Source organism: Vagococcus sp., assembly GCF_052102835.1.
In the GTDB taxonomy this organism is placed as follows: domain Bacteria; phylum Bacillota; class Bacilli; order Lactobacillales; family Vagococcaceae; genus Vagococcus.
Window position 1 is genome coordinate 1 of sequence record NZ_JBQEIL010000012.1, and the last position, 19,239, is coordinate 19,239.

19 protein-coding genes and 1 other annotated feature are annotated in these 19,239 nt (G+C 35.6%); of the genes, 17 read left to right on the top strand and 2 right to left on the bottom strand.

Annotated features, from left to right (window positions below; genetic code table 11):
• Positions 1-32: 32 nt before the first annotated feature.
• The 4 genes from rplK (at position 33) to rplL (ending at position 2,384) form a co-directional block, all read left to right on the top strand.
• On the top strand, positions 33-455 hold the full coding sequence (gene rplK / locus ACTJFD_RS10260) for a 50S ribosomal protein L11 (RefSeq protein ID WP_442261432.1): 423 nt from the start codon (positions 33-35) through the stop codon (positions 453-455).
• A 98-nt stretch (positions 456-553) separates the two neighbouring features.
• A complete protein-coding gene (rplA, locus tag ACTJFD_RS10265; RefSeq protein WP_442261434.1) occupies positions 554-1,243 on the top strand; it encodes a 50S ribosomal protein L1 in 690 nt (229 codons plus the stop codon).
• Positions 1,244-1,291: 48 nt separating this feature from the next.
• Positions 1,292-1,419: a sequence feature (ribosomal protein L10 leader region), on the top strand.
• Between the two features lie 33 nt (positions 1,420-1,452).
• Positions 1,453-1,956 (top strand): 50S ribosomal protein L10, encoded by a 504-nt coding sequence (gene rplJ, locus ACTJFD_RS10270; RefSeq protein WP_442261436.1) that lies wholly within the window; start codon positions 1,453-1,455, stop codon positions 1,954-1,956.
• A gap of 62 nt (positions 1,957-2,018) precedes the next feature.
• The gene (gene rplL, locus ACTJFD_RS10275) at positions 2,019-2,384 is read left to right on the top strand and encodes a 50S ribosomal protein L7/L12 (RefSeq protein WP_442261438.1); all 366 of its coding nucleotides are present in this window, start codon (positions 2,019-2,021) and stop codon (positions 2,382-2,384) included.
• Positions 2,385-2,426: 42 nt separating this feature from the next.
• Here the strand turns inward: rplL and ACTJFD_RS10280 are convergent, their stop codons facing one another.
• Positions 2,427-3,437 carry a PocR ligand-binding domain-containing protein gene (locus ACTJFD_RS10280; RefSeq protein ID WP_442261495.1) on the bottom strand — a complete coding sequence of 337 codons (1,011 nt, stop codon included), beginning with the start codon at positions 3,435-3,437 and terminating at the stop codon, positions 2,427-2,429.
• Between the two features lie 173 nt (positions 3,438-3,610).
• Here ACTJFD_RS10280 and ACTJFD_RS10285 point away from each other — a divergent pair, with 173 nt between their 5' ends.
• From ACTJFD_RS10285 to ACTJFD_RS10305, 5 genes are all read left to right on the top strand, one after another.
• Positions 3,611-4,744 (top strand): glycerol dehydrogenase, encoded by a 1,134-nt coding sequence (locus ACTJFD_RS10285; protein WP_442261440.1) that lies wholly within the window; start codon positions 3,611-3,613, stop codon positions 4,742-4,744.
• Between the two features lie 22 nt (positions 4,745-4,766).
• Positions 4,767-5,165 (top strand): dihydroxyacetone kinase phosphoryl donor subunit DhaM, encoded by a 399-nt coding sequence (gene dhaM / locus ACTJFD_RS10290; protein WP_442261442.1) that lies wholly within the window; start codon positions 4,767-4,769, stop codon positions 5,163-5,165.
• Complete coding sequence (gene dhaK / locus ACTJFD_RS10295; RefSeq protein WP_442261443.1) at positions 5,166-6,149, top strand: dihydroxyacetone kinase subunit DhaK; 984 nt, start codon at positions 5,166-5,168, stop codon at positions 6,147-6,149.
• Between the two features lie 14 nt (positions 6,150-6,163).
• Positions 6,164-6,766 (top strand): dihydroxyacetone kinase subunit DhaL, encoded by a 603-nt coding sequence (dhaL, locus tag ACTJFD_RS10300; RefSeq protein WP_442261444.1) that lies wholly within the window; start codon positions 6,164-6,166, stop codon positions 6,764-6,766.
• A 201-nt stretch (positions 6,767-6,967) separates the two neighbouring features.
• Complete coding sequence (locus ACTJFD_RS10305) at positions 6,968-8,446, top strand: nicotinate phosphoribosyltransferase (RefSeq protein WP_442261445.1); 1,479 nt, start codon at positions 6,968-6,970, stop codon at positions 8,444-8,446.
• A 75-nt stretch (positions 8,447-8,521) separates the two neighbouring features.
• Here ACTJFD_RS10305 and ACTJFD_RS10310 read toward each other — a convergent pair whose 3' ends face one another.
• Positions 8,522-10,441: a fructose-1,6-bisphosphatase gene (locus ACTJFD_RS10310; protein WP_442261446.1), complete on the bottom strand. Its 1,920-nt coding sequence runs from the start codon at positions 10,439-10,441 to the stop codon at positions 8,522-8,524.
• 187 nt (positions 10,442-10,628) lie between these two features.
• On the opposite strand from ACTJFD_RS10310, the gene ACTJFD_RS10315 reads away from it, so the two are divergent.
• From ACTJFD_RS10315 to ACTJFD_RS10350, 8 genes are all read left to right on the top strand, one after another.
• Entirely contained in the window at positions 10,629-11,312 is a 684-nt protein-coding gene (locus ACTJFD_RS10315; RefSeq protein WP_442261447.1) for an O-methyltransferase, read from the top strand.
• Positions 11,313-11,548: 236 nt separating this feature from the next.
• A complete protein-coding gene (locus tag ACTJFD_RS10320) occupies positions 11,549-12,373 on the top strand; it encodes a DUF72 domain-containing protein (RefSeq protein WP_442261448.1) in 825 nt (274 codons plus the stop codon).
• Between the two features lie 18 nt (positions 12,374-12,391).
• Entirely contained in the window at positions 12,392-13,234 is an 843-nt protein-coding gene (locus tag ACTJFD_RS10325; RefSeq protein WP_442261449.1) for a Cof-type HAD-IIB family hydrolase, read from the top strand.
• Positions 13,235-13,244: 10 nt separating this feature from the next.
• A complete protein-coding gene (locus ACTJFD_RS10330; protein WP_442261450.1) occupies positions 13,245-13,763 on the top strand; it encodes an HAD family hydrolase in 519 nt (172 codons plus the stop codon).
• Positions 13,764-14,016: 253 nt separating this feature from the next.
• On the top strand, positions 14,017-15,741 hold the full coding sequence (locus ACTJFD_RS10335; protein WP_442261451.1) for a septation ring formation regulator EzrA: 1,725 nt from the start codon (positions 14,017-14,019) through the stop codon (positions 15,739-15,741).
• Between the two features lie 115 nt (positions 15,742-15,856).
• A complete protein-coding gene (locus tag ACTJFD_RS10340; protein ID WP_442261452.1) occupies positions 15,857-17,008 on the top strand; it encodes a cysteine desulfurase family protein in 1,152 nt (383 codons plus the stop codon).
• Between the two features lie 17 nt (positions 17,009-17,025).
• Entirely contained in the window at positions 17,026-18,243 is a 1,218-nt protein-coding gene (thiI, locus tag ACTJFD_RS10345) for a tRNA uracil 4-sulfurtransferase ThiI (RefSeq protein WP_442261453.1), read from the top strand.
• 321 nt (positions 18,244-18,564) lie between these two features.
• Positions 18,565-19,227 (top strand): redox-sensing transcriptional repressor Rex, encoded by a 663-nt coding sequence (locus ACTJFD_RS10350; protein ID WP_442261454.1) that lies wholly within the window; start codon positions 18,565-18,567, stop codon positions 19,225-19,227.
• Positions 19,228-19,239 lie beyond the last annotated feature (12 nt).

A 19,239-nucleotide genomic window follows, 5' to 3' on the forward strand; every position in this document is an offset into this window, starting at 1 on the left:
AACCACATCACGGACTTAAGGAGGTATGTCTCGTGGCAAAAAAAGTAGAAAAATTAGTTAAATTACAAATTCCTGCAGGGAAAGCAACACCAGCTCCACCAGTAGGTCCAGCATTAGGTCAAGCGGGTATTAACATTATGGGATTCACTAAAGAATTCAACGCTCGTACAGCAGATCAAGCTGGTTTAATTATTCCAGTTGTAATTTCTGTATATGAAGACCGTTCATTTACATTTGTTACAAAAACACCACCTGCTGCAGTATTATTGAAAAAAGCAGCTAAGATTGACAAAGGTTCAGGTGAACCAAATTCTAAAAAAGTTGCAACAGTTACTAAAGATCAAGTAAAAGAAATTGCTGAAACTAAAATGGAAGACCTAAACGCAGCTGACGTGGAAGCGGCAATGCGCATGGTAGAAGGTACTGCTCGTAGTATGGGAATCGTTGTTGAATAATTAGACAACACCCTAGAAGTAGCTTCTCAAATTTATATTGAAAAATATAAATAAGTGGGAGGTTCATCCGTTATAACCACAATCAAGGAGGAAACAAAATGGCTAAGAAAAGCAAAAAAATGCAAGAAGCATTGAAAAAAATTGATGTAACAAAAGAATATTCTGTTGATGAAGCGGTAGCTTTAGCAAAAGAAACAAATATTGCGAAATTTGACGCAACGGTTGAAGTTGCTTATAACTTAAATGTAGACCCTAAAAAAGCAGATCAACAAATCCGTGGTGCTGTTGTCTTACCAAACGGTACTGGTAAAACACAAACAGTTTTAGTTTTTGCTAAAGGCGAAAAAGCTAAAGAAGCTGAAGCTGCTGGTGCAGACTTTGTTGGTGATGTTGACATGGTTGACAAAATTAAAGGTGGATGGTTTGGCTTTGACGTTGTCGTAGCAACTCCAGACATGATGGCACAAGTTGGACAATTAGGTCGTGTCTTAGGACCTAAAGGTTTAATGCCTAACCCTAAAACTGGTACGGTAACAATGGATGTTACTAAGGCAGTCGAAGAAGTTAAAGCTGGTAAAGTAACTTACCGTGTTGACAAACAAGGTAATATCCATGTTCCAATTGGAAAAGTATCATTTGATGATGCTAAATTAATTGAAAACTTTAAAACTATTCAAGATATTATTGTTAAAGCTAAACCAGCTGCAACAAAAGGTAACTATATCAATAGCTTAACTGTAACAACAACATTTGGCCCTGGGGTTAAAGTTGACAAATTCTCATTTTAATTAAAAAACCTATTGACCTAGATAATTATCTTGTGTTATAGTTATCTAGGTTATTAATTAACTGAGCCGAAGACCGTAGGTGACGCAAGTCTTAAATTACCTACCGAGGACTGTATTGGATTTCAATCAATGGTCCCTCTATGTCAACGGTGGCATGGAGTTTTTTTTATAAAAAATTCCACCATCTATTAATTCAGGAGGTGAAAATAATGAGTGAAGCATCAATCGCTATTAAAGCGCAAGAAGTAGACGTAATTACTGAAAAATTTAAAGCTGCAGCATCTGTTGTCGTTGTCGACTACCGAGGCTTAACAGTAGATGAAGTAACGAGCTTACGTAAACAATTACGTGACGCAAACGTTGAAATGAAAGTTATCAAAAATGGTATCTTACGTCGTGCAGCTAAAAACGCTGGTTTAGAAGGTTTAGGAGATGTATTTGTTGGACCTACAGCCGTAGCATTTAGTAATGAAGACGTTGTTGCACCAGCTAAAATCATGAATGACTTTGCTAAAGATGCAGAAGCATTAGAAATCAAAGGTGGCGTGATCGAAGGAGAAGTTTCTTCAGTTGAAGAAATCGTTGCTTTGGCAAAACTACCAAACCGCGAAGGTTTACTTTCTATGTTACTATCTGTGTTACAAGCACCAGTCAGAAATGTGGCTTACGCTATCAACGCTGTGGCAGAAACAAAAGAAGAAGAAGTTGCTTAATTGCGGCTTAAACTAAAAAAATAAAAAACTAATCGAGAAGATTAATATGGAGGAAATATATCATGGCATTAAACGTTGAACAAATTATTGCTGATTTAAAAGAATCAACTATTTTAGAACTAAATGACTTAGTTAAAGCTATTGAAGAAGAATTTGGTGTATCTGCAGCAGCTCCTGTAGCTGCAGCTGGTGGAGCTGCTGAAGCAGCTGAAGAACAAACAGAATTCACTGTAGAATTAACTGCAGCTGGAGATTCTAAAGTTAAAGTGATTAAAGCAGTTCGTGAAGCAACTGGTTTAGGACTTAAAGAAGCTAAAGGCCTAGTTGACAGCGCACCTGCAGCAGTCAAAGAAGGTATTTCTAAAGACGATGCTGAAGCATTAAAAGCAGCTTTAGAAGAAGTTGGCGCTTCTGTAACAGTAAAATAATCTCTTTTCAAAGAGTTAAAAAGACTAATTGCATTTATGCAGTTAGTCTTTTTTTTGGGCTTTGCGGTAGTTAAGAGGAGTATAACCTACTTTTTGCTTAAATAGTCTCACAAAATAGCTAGGCTCAATATAACCTAACTCATCACTAATTTCATTAATAGAAAGGGAGGTCGTCTCAAGTAATTCTTTTGCCCAACTGATTTTTAATTTAACGTAAGCACTTCTAAAAGATTCGCCAAGTTCTTCTCTTAAAGGACGACTGAGATGGCTCTGACTTAGGTTGGTTAGGTGCGCTAATTTTTTTAAGGTGACTAGCTCATTTTTATTTTGATAAAGATAATCAATTGCTGGTTGTAGTTGCTTGTTTTGCGTTTTATCCCCCTGACTGAACTTTAATAATCGATTATCGAGTAGGGTCGAACTAACTTCTTTTTTTACATACTCAAGCGTTTCAGTCGTTATTGAGGATTGAGTGTTTGACGTGCTATCTACAATATTTAAAGTGTGTTGGTAGGCTTGAACTAAGTAGTCTTTTTTGATGGCTTCAGAAACAATGTATTCACTCAAAGTTTCAAGCATATTTGCAACTTTTTTTAAATCATTTAAAGGTAATTCAGGATAGGTATCATAATAATGCTGATATTTTTGTTTAAATTGATTGAGTAATTCTTGATTTGGGAGAGTCAAGACTTGTTCTAATGAATGTTGTTGATCGGCTAATTTAATTTGGCCAGCCATAATTGCACCTGTGTAATTTCCATCGACTAAAATGGGAATGGCCATGTCAACAATATCAAAATGACAACGATATATAAAAGGTTCACCGGTTCTAACGGCTTCCAAACCTGCACGAGCATCACATTTTTCACAAAATTTTCCCAACTCAGGATGGACTCGAGCTAACTGGCAGAACGGTTGGATACGACTGTGCCGCGTTACTGGTTTTCCTTTATAATCGATTAAAATAATCGCAACTTGTGTGGCAATTGCAATGGATTCTTGAACTTTTTCCCATTTTTTTAAATCTAAGACTTTTTCTAGTTCAAAAGTCATCCCCATAAAATCATTCCTTTAGATAAAATCATTTATTTTTTCACAAATAGCATAAAAAGTCTATTTAGCAAGTAAAGTCAATTTCATTGTATAAGAAAAGAGTGTTAAAAGCCAATGATAATTCTTTGAAAACGTTTTATTATTATGGTATAAACAAGGAAGGATGATGAAAGATGAGAAAAGCACTAATCTTACCAACTAAATATGTACAAGGAGAGGATGAATTATTAAATTTAGGTTATTTTGTTTCAACGTTTGGAAAATCAGCTTTACTAATTGCACACCCAACAGATGTGGAACGTATTCGTCCACAGCTAGAAGCGACGGCAAAGAAATTTAATATTCACTTTGTTGAAGGCGGTTTCAGTGGCGAGGTGACTCGTGAGGAAACGAAAAGATTACAAGAAGTTGCTCGTAAAGAACAAACGGATTGTGTGATTGGTTTAGGTGGTGGAAAAGCTATCGACGCTTCTAAAGTAGTAGCTGAAGGTGAACATTTAATTATTGTGCCAACTATTGCAGCGCAAGATGCGCCAACGTCTCATTCAGCTGTTTTATATCATGCAGATGGTTCATTTGATGATTATGCTTATTTTAAACAAAGTCCAAGTGTTGTTTTAGTAGATACTAAAGTAATTGCTAAAGCACCCACTCGTTTCCTAGTAGCAGGTATGGGAGATGCGTTATCAACTTATTTTGAAGCACGTGCCACTCATCGATCTTATTCCCGTGTGAATGCAAGTTTACCTATGGGTTCTCGAGAAGGTTTAACACCAGATGCAAGCGGAACTTATGCGGCATTGGAAATGGCACATTTATGTTGGAAATATTTACAAGCAGATGGTTTACAAGCAAAAATTGCTTGTGATGCTAATCTTGTGACTGAAGCCTTTAATAAAATTATTGAAACTAATATTTTGTTATCCGGTTTAGGTTTTGAAAGTGGTGGTTTGGCTGCTGCACATGCTATTCATAATGGAATGACCGCTCTACCAGGTGCTCATGGGGCTTTACATGGTGAAAAAGTTGCGTTTGCAACGATTGCACAACTTATTTTAGAAGATGCGGACAAAGCAGAGTTAGAAGCTGTTTTAGCTTTCTGTTTATCTGTTGGTTTACCAATGACGTTAAAAGATTTAGGTGTTGAAACCATCACTTATGATGAAGCTTTAGCTGTGGCCAAAATCGCTTGTATTCCAGAAGAATCTATCCATTCAATGCCATTCCCGATTGTTGAAGAAGAAGTAGCAAATGCCATTATTGTGGCTGATAAAATAGGTGCTGCTTATAAAAATAAAAACATTTGATAAACAAACAAGGAGTGACAAAATGCAAAAAAATATTTTATTGATGTCTCACAGTAAACAAATAACAAATGGTTTAAAAGAAATGATTGACCAAATGAATCAATCAGCAGAGGTTAGTGTGCATTCGTTAGGTGGTACTTCTGATGGAGAATTAGGATCTGATCCAATGCCAATCATCGAAGTAGTGAATGATGCACCAGAAGATGCCATTTTTTTAGTCTTTGCAGATTTAGGTAGTGCAGTGATGAGTTCTGACTTAGCGAAAGATATGCTTGAAGAAGAGCAACAAAAAAGGTACCATTTAGTTGACGCACCATTAGTAGAAGGAGCATTTGCTGCAGCGATTACAGCGAGCATTACTGATGACGTCAATCAAATGATAACCGAAGCAAAAAATTCGGGAAAAAAAGGATGGGATTAAATGAAGAAAATAATCAATGATCCAGGTAAAATTGTCGAAGAAATGCTAAGTGGTATGGTTAAAAGCTATCCATCTCTTATCAAACGTGTTGAAGAGTCTCGTGTTGTCGCTCAAGTTGCTCCATCGAACCAAGTGGGTTTAGTTTCAGGTGGAGGTAGTGGTCATGAACCTGCACATGCTGGTTTCGTTGGTACGGGAATGCTCGGCGCAGCTGTTTTAGGTGACGTTTTTACTTCGCCTACGCCAGATCAAATTTTAACTGGAATTCAAGCTGTTAATACTGGTCAAGGGGTACTAATGATTGTTAAAAATTATACAGGAGATATTTTAAATTTTGATATGGCAAAAGAATTAGCTGAGATGGAAGATATCGCAGTTGAAATGGTTGTTGTTGATGATGATATTGCTGTAGAGAACAGTACCTATACGGCAGGTAAACGTGGCGTGGCTGGAACGGTTCTTGTTCATAAGGTGCTAGGTCACTTTGCTAGAGAAGGTCGCTCACTGGCTGAATTAAAAGCATTAGGCGATGAACTAGTCCAACAAATCAAGACAATTGGTATTGCCTTGAAAGCAGCTACAGTACCAGAAGTTGGTAAACCTGGTTTTGACTTAGCGGAAAATGAAATTGAATATGGAGTTGGTATTCATGGTGAGCCAGGTTATCATCGTGAAGAAATACAACCCTCAGCTGTTCTAGCAAAAAAAATGGTTGATAAAATTTTAGAAGATAGCGCAGCTAAACCTAAAAAAGTGGGGATACTTGTTAATGGGATGGGTGGAACCCCACTAATGGAGCAATTTATTTTTATGAATGATTGCTTAGCGGAATTGGAAAGACAAGAAATTGAAGTTGTTTATCATAAGGTGGGCAATTATATGACCTCTATTGATATGCAGGGATTATCCTTAACGTTAATTAATTTAGAAACTACCGATTGGTTAACCGCATTAACAAGTGACGTTCAAACGATTTCTTGGTAAAAGGAGAGAAGATAATGAAATTGACTGTAGTAGAGGCCCAAGCTTGGCTTAATGAATTTACAAAACAAATTGAAGCTAATAAAGCTCTTTTAAGTGATTTAGATACTCCGATTGGTGATGGAGATCACGGTAATAACATGGCTCGAGGTGTCCAAGCCTATCAAGAGGCTTTCGAAAAGCAACAGCCTCAAACGTTAACAGATACTTTTAAAGTGATCTCGATGGCAATGATTTCTAAAGTTGGAGGAGCGTCAGGACCTTTATATGGATCTGCCTTCATGGGGATGATGAAAGCCATGAAAGATATGGATGAGGTAACTTCGACAGAAGAGTTGACTCAAGTTATTTCCGCTGGACTTACAGGAATTAAACAGCGTGGAAAAGCAGAAGTTGGCGATAAAACGATGGTGGATGTTTGGTCTGCTGTTGTTGACTTGTTAGCAGCAGATGAACTCACAAAAGAAGGAATTACTACAGCCAAAGAAGCAACAAAAGAATTAGTGGCCAAAAAAGGTCGTGCTTCTTATCTAGGTGAACGTGCAATCGGTCATATCGATCCAGGTGCAGCATCGAGTGCATTATTATTTGAAAGTTTATTAACAGTCATTCAAGCTTAAAAAAATTTATGAAGAGTAACAGCGGCATTTTTATCAAAAAATGTTAAGTTACTCTTTTTTTTGTATAAAAAAGTAAGGTTTATCAACAAAAAAGAGGAATAATGAATAACAAATGAAAGGAAAAGGGAAAAAGGTTGAGAATATTTCATAAGACACGTAAAATAGAGGGTATAAATTCACAAATGAAGGTTGGAGAATAAAATGATGAAGCAACAAGAAGCTGACAACTTAGCTCTACATACAGATTTTTATCAGTTAAATATGATGAAAACCTACTGGGAGTTGGGTCGAGATCAAATTAATGCCGTTTTTGAATGTTATTTCAGAAGAATGCCATTTAAAAATGGTTATGCTATTTTCGCAGGTTTAGAACGGATTGTTGATTATTTAGATCATTTAAAATTTACAGAAGAAGACATTGCTTATTTACGTGAAGTGACCGATTATCCAGAAGAATTTTTAACCTATTTGAAAAACTTTAAATTTGAATGTACGGTTCGCTCAGTTGTAGAAGGAGAGATGGTTTTTTATGATGAACCTCTTTTTCAAGTTGAAGGCCCGCTTGCTCAATGTCAATTAGTCGAAACCGCAATTTTAAATATCATTAACTATCAAACTTTAATTGCAACCAAAGCAGCTAGAATAAAAACAGTCTGTGAAGATGATGTTATTATGGAGTTTGGAACACGTCGCGCACAAGAAATGGATGCAGCGATTTGGGGGACTCGAGCGGCTTATATTGGTGGTTTTGATGCCACAAGTAATGTCCGAGCAGGTAAGCTATTTGGAATACCAATTGCAGGAACACATGCCCATAGTTTGATTCAATCTTATTTAGATGATTATGAAGGCTTTAAGGCCTATGCTATGACACATAAAGATTGCGTCTTTTTGGTAGACACCTATGATACTTTACTAAGTGGTGTTCCTAATGCTATACGTGTGGCAAAAGAGTTTGGCGACAAGATTAATTTTTTAGGTGTTCGTATAGATAGTGGTGATATGGCTTATATTTCTAAAAAAGTCAGAGAACAATTAGATGAGGCTGGTTTTACTGAAGCTAAAATTTACGCGTCTAATGACTTGGATGAATCGACTATCTTAAATTTAAAAATGCAACGAGCAAAAATCGATGTTTGGGGTGTTGGGACTAAACTAATAACAGCGTATGACCAGCCAGCGTTGGGAGCCGTTTATAAGTTAGTTTCGATTGAAAATGATAAAGGTCAAATGATGGATTCAATCAAATTATCGAGCAATGCTGAAAAAGTATCCACACCTGGAAAGAAACAAGTTTGGCGGATTACTGGTAAAAATGATGGTAAGTCTGAAGGAGATTATGTCACGTTATGGCACGAAGATCCTAGAACCGAAAAGGAATTGTTCATGTTCCATCCACTACACACATTTATTAATAAAACGGTGGTAAATTTTGATGCTCGTCCGCTTTTAAAAGAGATTTACAATCAAGGAGAGCGTGTTTATGATTTACCAACACTAAATGAAATAAAGGCGTATGCGACCAATAATTTAGATTCGCTTTGGGAAGAATACAAACGAAATCTCAATCCGCAAAAGTATCCAGTGGATTTATCGAAAGAATGTTGGAATCACAAAATGCGTACAATTGAAAAAGTACGTCAATCCGTTCAAAAAAATCGAGCGAAATTGAATCTGTAAATTGAAAAATCAGTAAAATAGTAAGCAAAAAAACATCAAATTTCTGTTAACTTAAAACAGAAATTTGATGTTCTTTTAATGATAGGTATAATAATTGAGTAATTCAGTTAGATCCGCGATTTCGATTTTTAATTGTTGCCCAATCGTCGTATCGGATACTTTTTTACGTTCGAGCGGTCGATCAACAACCCGGCGAATAGACAAGACATCTTCATGCAGATTAAGAATGTTTTCAATCGAGGAAAAGGCTTTATGAGCCACGAGTTGCATACCGTAGGAGTTATACAGTAACGTATATCCAGCTAAGCCAGTTGTTTTTTGATAAGGTTTTGAAAAGCCACCATCAATTACAATCATTTTACCACCGGCTTTGATTGGAATTTCACCTTTAATTTCTTTAATTGGGGTATGACCATTAATAATATGACTATCTTCACCACATAAATCAAATTCAGCTAAAATTTTCTTTATGACTTGTTCATCTTCACGTAAAGCATAATAAGGATTTTTGATTTCCTTATGAGTGGTTTTATCTTCAATAAAGTAGCGTTCAAAGGTGGTCATCTCTTTTTTTCCAAAAAGTGAAGAACACTCACCAGACCATAGATACCAAATCAAATCAGTATTAAAGTCTTCTGTTAAACAAGGTTCTTTGTAAGCTTGTCTTAACGCATTTTCAAAAAAGTCCATTAATTTTTTTCCAGAATAAGCTTGCCCATCTAAATTAAGTGCCTTAAAAGAGCCATCTGCTAATAGAGGAACACAACCATGAATGAGTAGGTTTTCGTTATAAACCAGATACATACTTCCTTTTTTAAATAGGAAATTAAGGTGTCTTCTTAATTTTTCAGAATGAATAAAACCATGTAATAAATGATCTAGAATTTGATTTTCTTCTGCTGTTATTTCAGCAGGATTTTCAGGGTTGACTGTTGTAAAGCAAGTATTCGTTAAAGGGTGTATTTCCTCGTTGATGGTTATTTCATGAGTTTCATAATTAGTTTTAGATAGCAATTTGCGATGGGACATATTAAATTCTGGACGTCTAGCGACGAGTTGTTCTTCAAGTTTGAACTGTAAAATAGCCGCTGCTTGATGGATTTTGGTAGTTTCATCTAAGACTTCTTGAGCAACTTTTACATTATCCATCAGTTTTGGTCGGAAGGCGGGATTGTCAGTATAGTATTTTTCAGCATAGGTGAGTAATGGTCTAAGGTTAATCCCATACGCATCTTCAATGATCGAAAGGTTAAAGTAACGTGCACAAATCCGAATCACATTCATCATACAAATTTTTGAACCAGAGGCAGCCCCCATCCAGATGATATCATGGTTTCCCCATTGAATATCAACAGAATGATGATCAATTAAAGCCTCCATAATCTTATCTGGGGCAGGACCTCGGTCATAAATATCACCTACAATATGCAAGTGATCGATCGCTAGGCGTTGAATCGTGTAACTAAGATCAATAATTAAAGCTTTCGCTTGTTTGAGTTGAATGACATCTGTGATGATTTGGTTATAGTAATCTTCTTTGTCCTTAGTTGAGTAATTTTGATAAAGTAACTCTTCTAAAATATAACGAAATCGTTCTGGTAATGATTTGCGAACTTTTGAACGCGTGTATTTTGAAGCAGATAAGCGCGTGAGTTGGATAAGTTGATCAATCGTCTTTTTATACCATTCTGCTGAAAGGTGATGTTTTAAGCGTTCTAAACGGAGCTCTGGGTAGTAGACGAGTGTTGCTAATTCTTTTTGTTCCTGTGTACTTAACTCTAGATAAAACAAATCTTTGATTTTACCTTTAATGTTACCAGATGCATTTCTTAAAAGATGTTGAAAGGCATCGTATTCACCATGTAAGTCACTGACAAAATGTTCCGTTCCTTTAGGTAAATTTAAGATCGCTTTCAGATTGATAATTTCACTAACTACTTGGTCAGTCGAATTGAAGGATCTACCTAATAACGCATAATACTTTTCTTTCTCCATTAAAAAACTAGACCTCTTTTCCTTTTGATAGTTATAGAATAGGTTAAAACAATAACGATGTCAACTGTACCAATGTCTGCTTTTTTAGAAAACTAGAAAAGATAAAAGGCTCATCGACTTTTTCCACAATCGACTTTTTATGAGCGGTCTTGTATAATCAATTGAGAAAAAGAAAGGAAGAAGAAACATGAGAAATGAAATGATGCATCGACCTGTGTTAAAAGAGGAAGTGTTAGAACTTATCCGTGAACGTCAGCCTTCAATGACAGGTCAATTAGGAGAACTTCAAAAGCAAGCAGCTGTCGATGGAATACCCGTCATTCCTAATGAAACAGCAACTTTTTTACGTTTTTTCTTAAAACAAATAAAAGCAAATAATGTTTTAGAAATAGGAACCGCAATGGGTTTTTCAGCCAGTTTAATGTTAGAAGCAATGGGCCCATCGTCACACGTTACAACCATTGATCGTTTTGATGTTATGTTACGTAAAGCGAAAAAAACGTTTAAAGATTTAAAGGTTGAAAAACAAGTCACTTTACTTGAAGGAGACGCGAAAGATGTCTTACCCACTCTAGAAGGACCGTATGATTTTATTTTTATGGATAGTGCAAAATCAAAATACATTGAATTTTTACCAGAATGTTTACGCCTTTTGAAAACAGAGGGAGTCTTAATGATTGATGATGTTTTTCAAGCAGGAACAATTATGCATAATCGAGCGGAGGTTCCTAAAAGCCAACGAACAATTCATCGTAAACTCAATTTACTTTATGATACTGTTTTAGGTCATCCGGATTTGACGGTTACTATTTTACCGCTAGGTGATGGTGTGTTGATGATAGCTAAAGATAAAGAAATAATAAATTTATAATATTTAAAAAATAATCAGCTTTTTTACGAATAGTATCAGTAAGGACTTAAAAAACGATTGAGTTAATTTCCTCTCAAGAAAAACTCCTTTATATCTTTCGTTTAAGTTAAGTTCGGTAAAAATCAGAGAAAAGGAATGAGCATGAGATGATGCGACATTCCTTTTTTTATTTTGATGGCAAATAATGTGTGGAATGAACAAAATTTGTTACAATTAGAACCAAAGAGGTGAGAGAAATGATGATGGTAGGGATGACTAGTTTTTATGAGCACGGTCATCTATTGAATAAAAAAAAATTGACATTAGCGGAATATGCTTCTTACTTTCCAGTTGTCGAATTAAATACGACCTTCTATGGAATTAAGTCACCGGAAGTCAGTCAAAAGTGGGTTGCTGAAACACCTACTTCTTTTCGTTTTATTTTAAAAGCTCATAAGGCGATGACAGGGCATGCCGATTGGTCGGAAACGTTTGTTAATGAAAGAGAGATGTATGTCCACTATCACGAAATGCTAAAACCATTAAAAAGTGCAAATAAACTAGAGGCTGTTTTATTTCAATTTCCTCATTTTTTTCGCTGTGAACCTAAAAATGTGAGGTATTTAAAAAAAATACGGCAGTGGTTTCCGAATGAAACATTAGCGTTAGAGTTTCGTTCAGAAAGTTGGTATGAAGAAAAATATCGAACGGATATGTTTTCTTTTATGAGAGATTATCATTTTACATTAGTCAGTGTGGACGAACCTCAAGTTCGTAACCATTCGGTCCCATTTGTAGTAGAAGTCACCAACCCGGAACTTTTATACTATCGTCTACATGGACGAAATCTTGCTTTTTGGCAAGAACGGGGACCTGATTGGCGTAAGAAACGAACGCTTTATCATTATTCCGATAGCGAATTAAAGGAGTTCGCAGCAACCATCAAACAGCATCAACAAAAGAGTATTGTTATTTTTAATAATAATTCAGGTGGAGATGCTGCGATAAATGGTTTAGAATTAAAACAGTTACTAGGAATAAAAGATCAAGGATTAAATCCTAGTCAAATCGCGTTATTTTAAGAGAGGAGCTTATGTAAGATGATTGAAGCAGTTTTTTTTGATATTGACGGTACACTGTTAACGGGACAGGGAAAGCCGCTGAAAAGTACTCTTTTAGCTATAGAAAAATTACATCAGCAAGATATTTTTGTTGGTATTGCCAGTGGGAGAGGGCCAGCAAGTACAGCTGAATTGATCGATGGAGTGGTAGTCGATGGCTACGTTCTTTATAATGGCCAACTCGCCTTTACGCAGACAGAAGGGATTTATGAAAAATATTTTAAAGTGGAAACGTTACGTGAAATTGCTAAATTTGCAGATGAAGGAAATCGAGACCTTGTTTTCGGTGGGCGTCATCGTTTTTATGGCAGTCGTTCTATCCGTTTAGGTCAAAAAAAGATAATGAAACAACTCTATCACTATTTACCTCAAGCGATAAAAAATGGCGATTTAAGTCGTCAATTAGATCAGCGAGCTAAATTACCGACAAGTAAATCTTATTATCAAAAACTTCCGATTTTTTCAAGGCCCATTTATCAGTGTGTGTTATTAAGTCCAGAAAGTGAACAAGCAGAATTAGAGGCACGTTTTCCAGATTGTACGTTTACTCGTTCTAATCCAATTTCAGTGGATATTATTCCTAAAGGAACGTCTAAAATTGATGGAATTAAGCGAATCTGTCAAACTTTATCTTTTGATTTGAAAAATGTTGCTGCCTTTGGTGATAGTTGGAATGACACTCAAATGCTGAGTGAAGTGGGCTTTGGGATTGCGATGGGAAATGCGCCTCAAGCAGTGAAAGAAGTCGCCTACGCTACAACAAGTAGCAACGAGGACAATGGTATTTATTTAGCACTAAAAGAACTAGGTGTAATTCGTTAAGGAGAAAAAGATGACTGATTATTATCAAAAAGCAAAAGAATTTCATAAAGTATTTGATCCAGTAGAACGTAAGGGGCCAGGTCCGTTAACAGGTCAAGAAGCCTTTTATCGAACGACTTTCAAGGCAGAAGAATTAATTGAGTTTTTATATGCCGCCAGAGAAGGCGATAGCAAGCAAGTTGAAAAAGACATTGAGTTACTCACTGAAAGCATGTATCAAGCCTTAGAGAAAACCAATCAAAAAAAGCAGGGGAAAGTAGACCGATTGGTTGATGAAGTCGATGGTTTGATTGATTTACTTTATTTTACTTATGGTAGCTTTGTTTTGATGGGAATCAATCCCGACCCGTTATTTAATTATGTTCATGAAGCCAATATGGGGAAAATATTTCTAGATGGGAAACCACATTATCATGAAATAACTGGCAAGGTATTGAAGCCAGAACATTGGGATAAAAAATATGCCCCAGAACCTAAAATTAAGGCTGAACTCTTGCGACAAATACAAGATTCAAAAGGGAAAGAGTGATAAAATAGCAGTCTTTTGAAATGCTAATAGTTAAAAATAAAAAAACTGTTAATAAATTATTTTTTTTAGATAATTTATTAGTGATACAATCAGTTGATTGTGATATAATCTTAATTAGATGTAAATTTTCTAATATATTATCGACTTGCATGAAGTACAGCTTTTCAGTCTAATCTTTTATAGTATTGAAAACTGTTTTTTTCTGGTGTGTGGAGAGGGTAGTGGTGATTAAAGAATATATGGAGGAAATTTCATGAAAAATACACTTTGGTTATGGATACTACTGATTGTAGTTATCGTAGCAGTTCTTTGCTATCTAGCCACCTTTTTAATCAAGCGAAAGAACCAAGAGCGGTTGGAGGAACTCGAAAATCGTAAAATTGCTCTATTCGATTTGCCGATATTAGAAGAAATTGATGGCGTTAAAAAAATGCACTTAGTAGGCCAAAGTCAAAACACCTTTAGAGAGTGGAACCAGAAATGGGTCGACATCTCAACTATCTCTTTTGCAGAGTTAGAAAGTCTCATCTTTGAAATTGAAAACTTAAATGAAACCTTTCGCTTCTTCAAAGTGAAAGATGCTTGCGATGAAGCAAGTCTTACTTTATCAGGTATGGAAAAAGAAGTGGATGAAATACGTCATGGCTTAAAAGAACTTGCTGAAAGTGAAGAAAGAAACTCTGAGGTAGTTCAAGCAGCACTAGATTCTTATAAGGAAATTAGTGAAGTTCTGACGGAAGATCCCGATATTTATGGTGTCGCTTATAAAGAATTAGGTAAGCAAATCCAGGGTATTGAACGTGAGTTTACTCAGTTTAAAGCATTAAACACAGCGGGTGACCCTATGGAAGCACGCACGGTTTTAGAAAATGCAGAAGAGAAAACTTATGAAATTAAAAATGTGATTGAGCAAGTGCCACCATTGTTTGAAACATTAGATAAAATTTTCCCTAAACAATTAAAAGAGATCAAGAGCGGTTATGCAACGCTTAAAAAAGATCACTATGTGTTTGAGAATGATACAATTTTAGCGAATGTTGAAAAATTAGAAAGTCGCATCCATTCTACTTTAATGAACTTAGAAAAATTAGAAGTAGAAAATGTAGGCAAATTAAATGATGAAATGGCTAAAGATATTGATGTTTTATACGACGTGATGGAAAAAGAAATTAAAGCACGTCAGTATGTTAACGACCACAAAGCTCAATTAACGAACTTCTTGAGTCATGCTGAGGATAATAATGAAGTACTGATGGTTGAACTGGACCATGTTTCCCAAAGTTACGTTTTGAATGGTAATGAGATTGGAAAAGCAAGAGGATTCCAAGCACAAATGGAAGAAATTCGTAAAGAAGTAGAAGTCATAGAAACAAATTTAGAAGAGAAAAAAGCTATCTTTACTCAGGTTGCTTCTTTCTACAAAGAAAGTTTAGCTCAGTTGAAAGATATTGAAGCAGAACAGATAAAAATAGATCAATCGATTAAGGGTGTCGTTCCAAGAGAGCGTAAAGCCTTAGAAAGTATCGATGACTATGAACTTGAATTGCGTATGTTAAAACGTTATATCGAAAAACAAAGATTACCAGGTATTCCTAATAATTATCTTGAGTTTTTCTTTGTAACAACTGAAAGAATTGAGGAGTTAAGTCGAGAACTTAACAAGATTAGAATAGATATGGATCATATCGATTATCTCGTACAATCTTGTCAAGATGATTTGACGTCGTTGAAAGACAAAACGGATAATCTAATTGACAGTGCGGCATTGACCGAACAAATGATTCAGTATGCTAACCGTTTCCGCTTTTCTCACCCAGAAATCAAAAATGCAATCGATAAGAGTATGCTCCTATTTGCAAATGATCATGACTATGAAGAATCATTAAATGTGATTTCTGAAGCAGTCGAGAGAATTGAACCGGGAGTAACAGAACGTATTAGAAAATATTATTTAAATAATAAAGATATCATGATTTAAACAGTAGCTTAGTCTACTGTTTTTTTCATTGCTAAAAATAAGAGTTATCTTTCATTGAAGGAATGAATTGAAGAAGGTATAATGAAGAGTGAATTTTCTAGAAAAGAGTGAAAAAATGATATATTTTGATAATAGTGCAACAACCGCCATTCAGCGTGACGTTTTAGATACGTATGTTAAAACAAGTCAACGTTTTATTGGAAATCCATCGAGTTTACATCGATTAGGTGAAAATGCGCAAAACCTATTGACGAAAGCACGGGAACAAGTTGCTGGATTACTTGGGGTTAAAACAAGTGAAATTTATTTTACAAGCTGTGGAACAGAGGGGAATAATTGGGTTTTAAAAGGAACGGCTTTTGAAAAACGTCCTTTTGGTAATCATATTATCATTTCAGCGATTGAGCATCCATCTGTGACTAAAGCAGCCGAACAATTAATCGCACAAGGCTTTGAAGTTTCAATTTTACCGGTTAATGCGCAAGGGATAATTGATGCTATCGCTTTAAAACAACTACTTCGACCAGAAACGATTTTAGTATCAACGATGGCTGTTAATAATGAAGTGGGAAGTGTTCAACCCATTATAGCAATAAGTGAGATTTTAGAGGATTATCCGACAATTCACTATCATGTAGATGCGGTGCAAGCGATTGGAAAAGTTCCAATCACGACTTGGTTAACTGAAAGAGTTGATTTTGTGACCCTTTCTGCTCACAAGTTTCATGGTCCTCGTGGTGTCGGTATTTTATATCGTAAGGAGGGAACTCGTCTTTCACCTCTATTTGCTGGTGGTGGTCAAGAAAATAATCAGCGCAGTGGAACTGAAAATGTTCCAGGAAATATTAGTACAGCTAAAGCCTTACGTTTAACGTTAACTGATTCAGAGTGGAAAATAGAGAAAGTTCGTCATTTAAAAGATAGCTTGCTTTCAGCATTATCTGAATATGAATGGGTTTCTATCTACTCGTCAACAGAAGCTGCTACTTCAGCGCCCCATATTCTTTGTTTTGGAATACGTGGCATTCGAGGTGAAGTTTTAGTTCATGCGTTAGAAGAAAAAGATATTTATATTTCAACAACAAGTGCTTGTTCAAGTAAGAAAAAGTTAAATAGTAGTACGTTAGAAGCAATGGACATCCCTAAAAAAGAAGCTGAAACGGCTGTTCGGATTAGTTTAGATGAAAATAATACGATGACGGAAGTCGAACAATTTTTGACGATTTTTAATCAATTATATAAAAAGTTTTCAAAACTAAATAGATAACAACTAAAGGAGTAATTATGAAATATACTGAGATAATGGTTCGCTATGGCGAATTATCAACTAAAGGAAAGAACCGACGCTTATTCATTAGTCAACTTGCACGCAATGTAAAACAGGCTTTACATGAGTTTCCCGAGGTGAAGATTCGTGGGGAACGTGATCGGATGCATCTCATGTTGAACGATGAAGATAGCCATGAAGTGATGGACCGTTTGAAACCAATTTTTGGAATTCAAAGTTTTTCACCTGTTATCAAAATCGAAAAAGAAACAGAAATGATTAAAAATACGGCACTAGAGATGATGAAGGAAGTTTGGAAAGAAGGCCAAACGTTTAAAGTGAAAAGTCGTCGCAGCGATAAAGAATTTGTCTGGGATACAAACGATCTTAATCGTGAGGTTGGTGCAGCTATTTTTAACGGCATGCCAGGAATTGAAGTCAAAATGGTGAAGCCGGATATTCGTATGGAAGTTGAAGTTCGTCAAGAAGCGGCTTATCTATCATGTGAAACTATTTTTGGGGCAGGTGGCTTGCCCGTTGGTTCAAGTGGTAAAGGAATGCTAATGCTATCTGGTGGAATTGACTCACCTGTTGCAGGGTACTTAGCAATGAAACGTGGAGTAGAAGTTGAGGCTGTTCATTTCTTTAGCCCACCGTATACTAGCGAACAATCTCTACAAAAAGCAAAAGATTTAACGGTTAAACTAACGCCTTATGTTGGTAATATTCAATTTATAACAGTTCCTTTTGCAGAAATTCAAGAAGAAATCAAACGCCAAATCCCTTCAGGTTACTGGATGACCGTTACTCGTCGTTTTATGTTACGTTTGACGGAGTTGATACGTCAGCAACGAAAAGGTTTAGCGATTATCAATGGGGAGTCATTGGGTCAAGTCGCCTCACAAACGATGCACAGCATGCTAGCCATTAATGAAGTGACCACGACTCCGATTATTCGTCCGGTTATTGCGATGGATAAGAGTGAGATTATTAAAATTGCTGAAAAGATTGATACCTTTGAATTAGCAATCCAACCATTTGAAGATTGCTGTACAATTTTCGCCCCACCGGAACCAAAAACAAAACCAAAATTAGAAAAAGTTATAGATTATGAAAAACGTTTGGATGTCGATGGTTTGATTAAAAGAGCATTAGAAGGAATTTTAATGACAGAAATTAAATCCACTGATCAATTTTTAAATCAAATGACTGAAGAAGTGGACGATCTTTTATAAAGGGAAGCAAAACAATAACTCACGACAGTAAAAAGTCGATGAGTTATTGTTTTTATTGTCTAGACCATCATATTTAGTCTTATTTGATTGTGTGAAATAAATAAAGGTTAAAAGATAAGCGGAATAAATAAAAGGGAGATTAAGTTTAAAAATAGTTGAAAATAAAAGTTGATGTAGAAATGGAAGGAGATTAAATAGCAAAATGGTAATATATTGTTGTTTAACATAAAAAAATAAAAAACTTTTCACAAACAATTGAATTTTAAAAAAAAGCGTGGTACTATTAATGTGAAATTACTCACAAAAAAGGAGGATGAGTACGTGGAACCTATTAAGAAAAATAAAGCAATTCCAAAGGCAACAGCTAAAAGAATACCCTTATATTTTCGCTATTTAAAAACGTTAGATCAAAGTGGAATTAAACGCATAAAATCAAATGAATTTAGTCAAATGATTCAAATCCCTTCAGCGACAATTCGTCGTGATTTTTCACATTTTGGAGAATTGGGTCGGAGTGGCTATGGCTATGATGTTCCTTATCTTATCGAGGTTTTTTCTGAAATCCTTAATACAGATATTGAAAAAAGAATCGGCTTGATTGGTGTAGGAAACTTAGGCCGTGCGTTAATGAAAAATAATTTCAGACGTAATTCAAATTTAAATATTGTAGCATCCTTTGATGCAAATTCAATGATTATTGGAGAAAAAGTCAATGATATTGAAGTTTATGATATTGAAAAATTGAAAGAAATTGTTAGAAAAGAAGGGATTACGACCGTTATCATGACGGTACCGAGCGACAAAGCTCAACGTGTAATGGACCAAGTGATTGATTCCGGGGTGACAGCGGTATTGAATTTTGCACCTAAACGTTTAAAAGTGCCCCATCATATTCAAGTTCAATATATTGATTTGACGACAGAATTGCAAACTTTGATTTATTATGATGAAAATTATAATGGTACAGATTTATCTGTACTTTAAGAGAAAAATAGT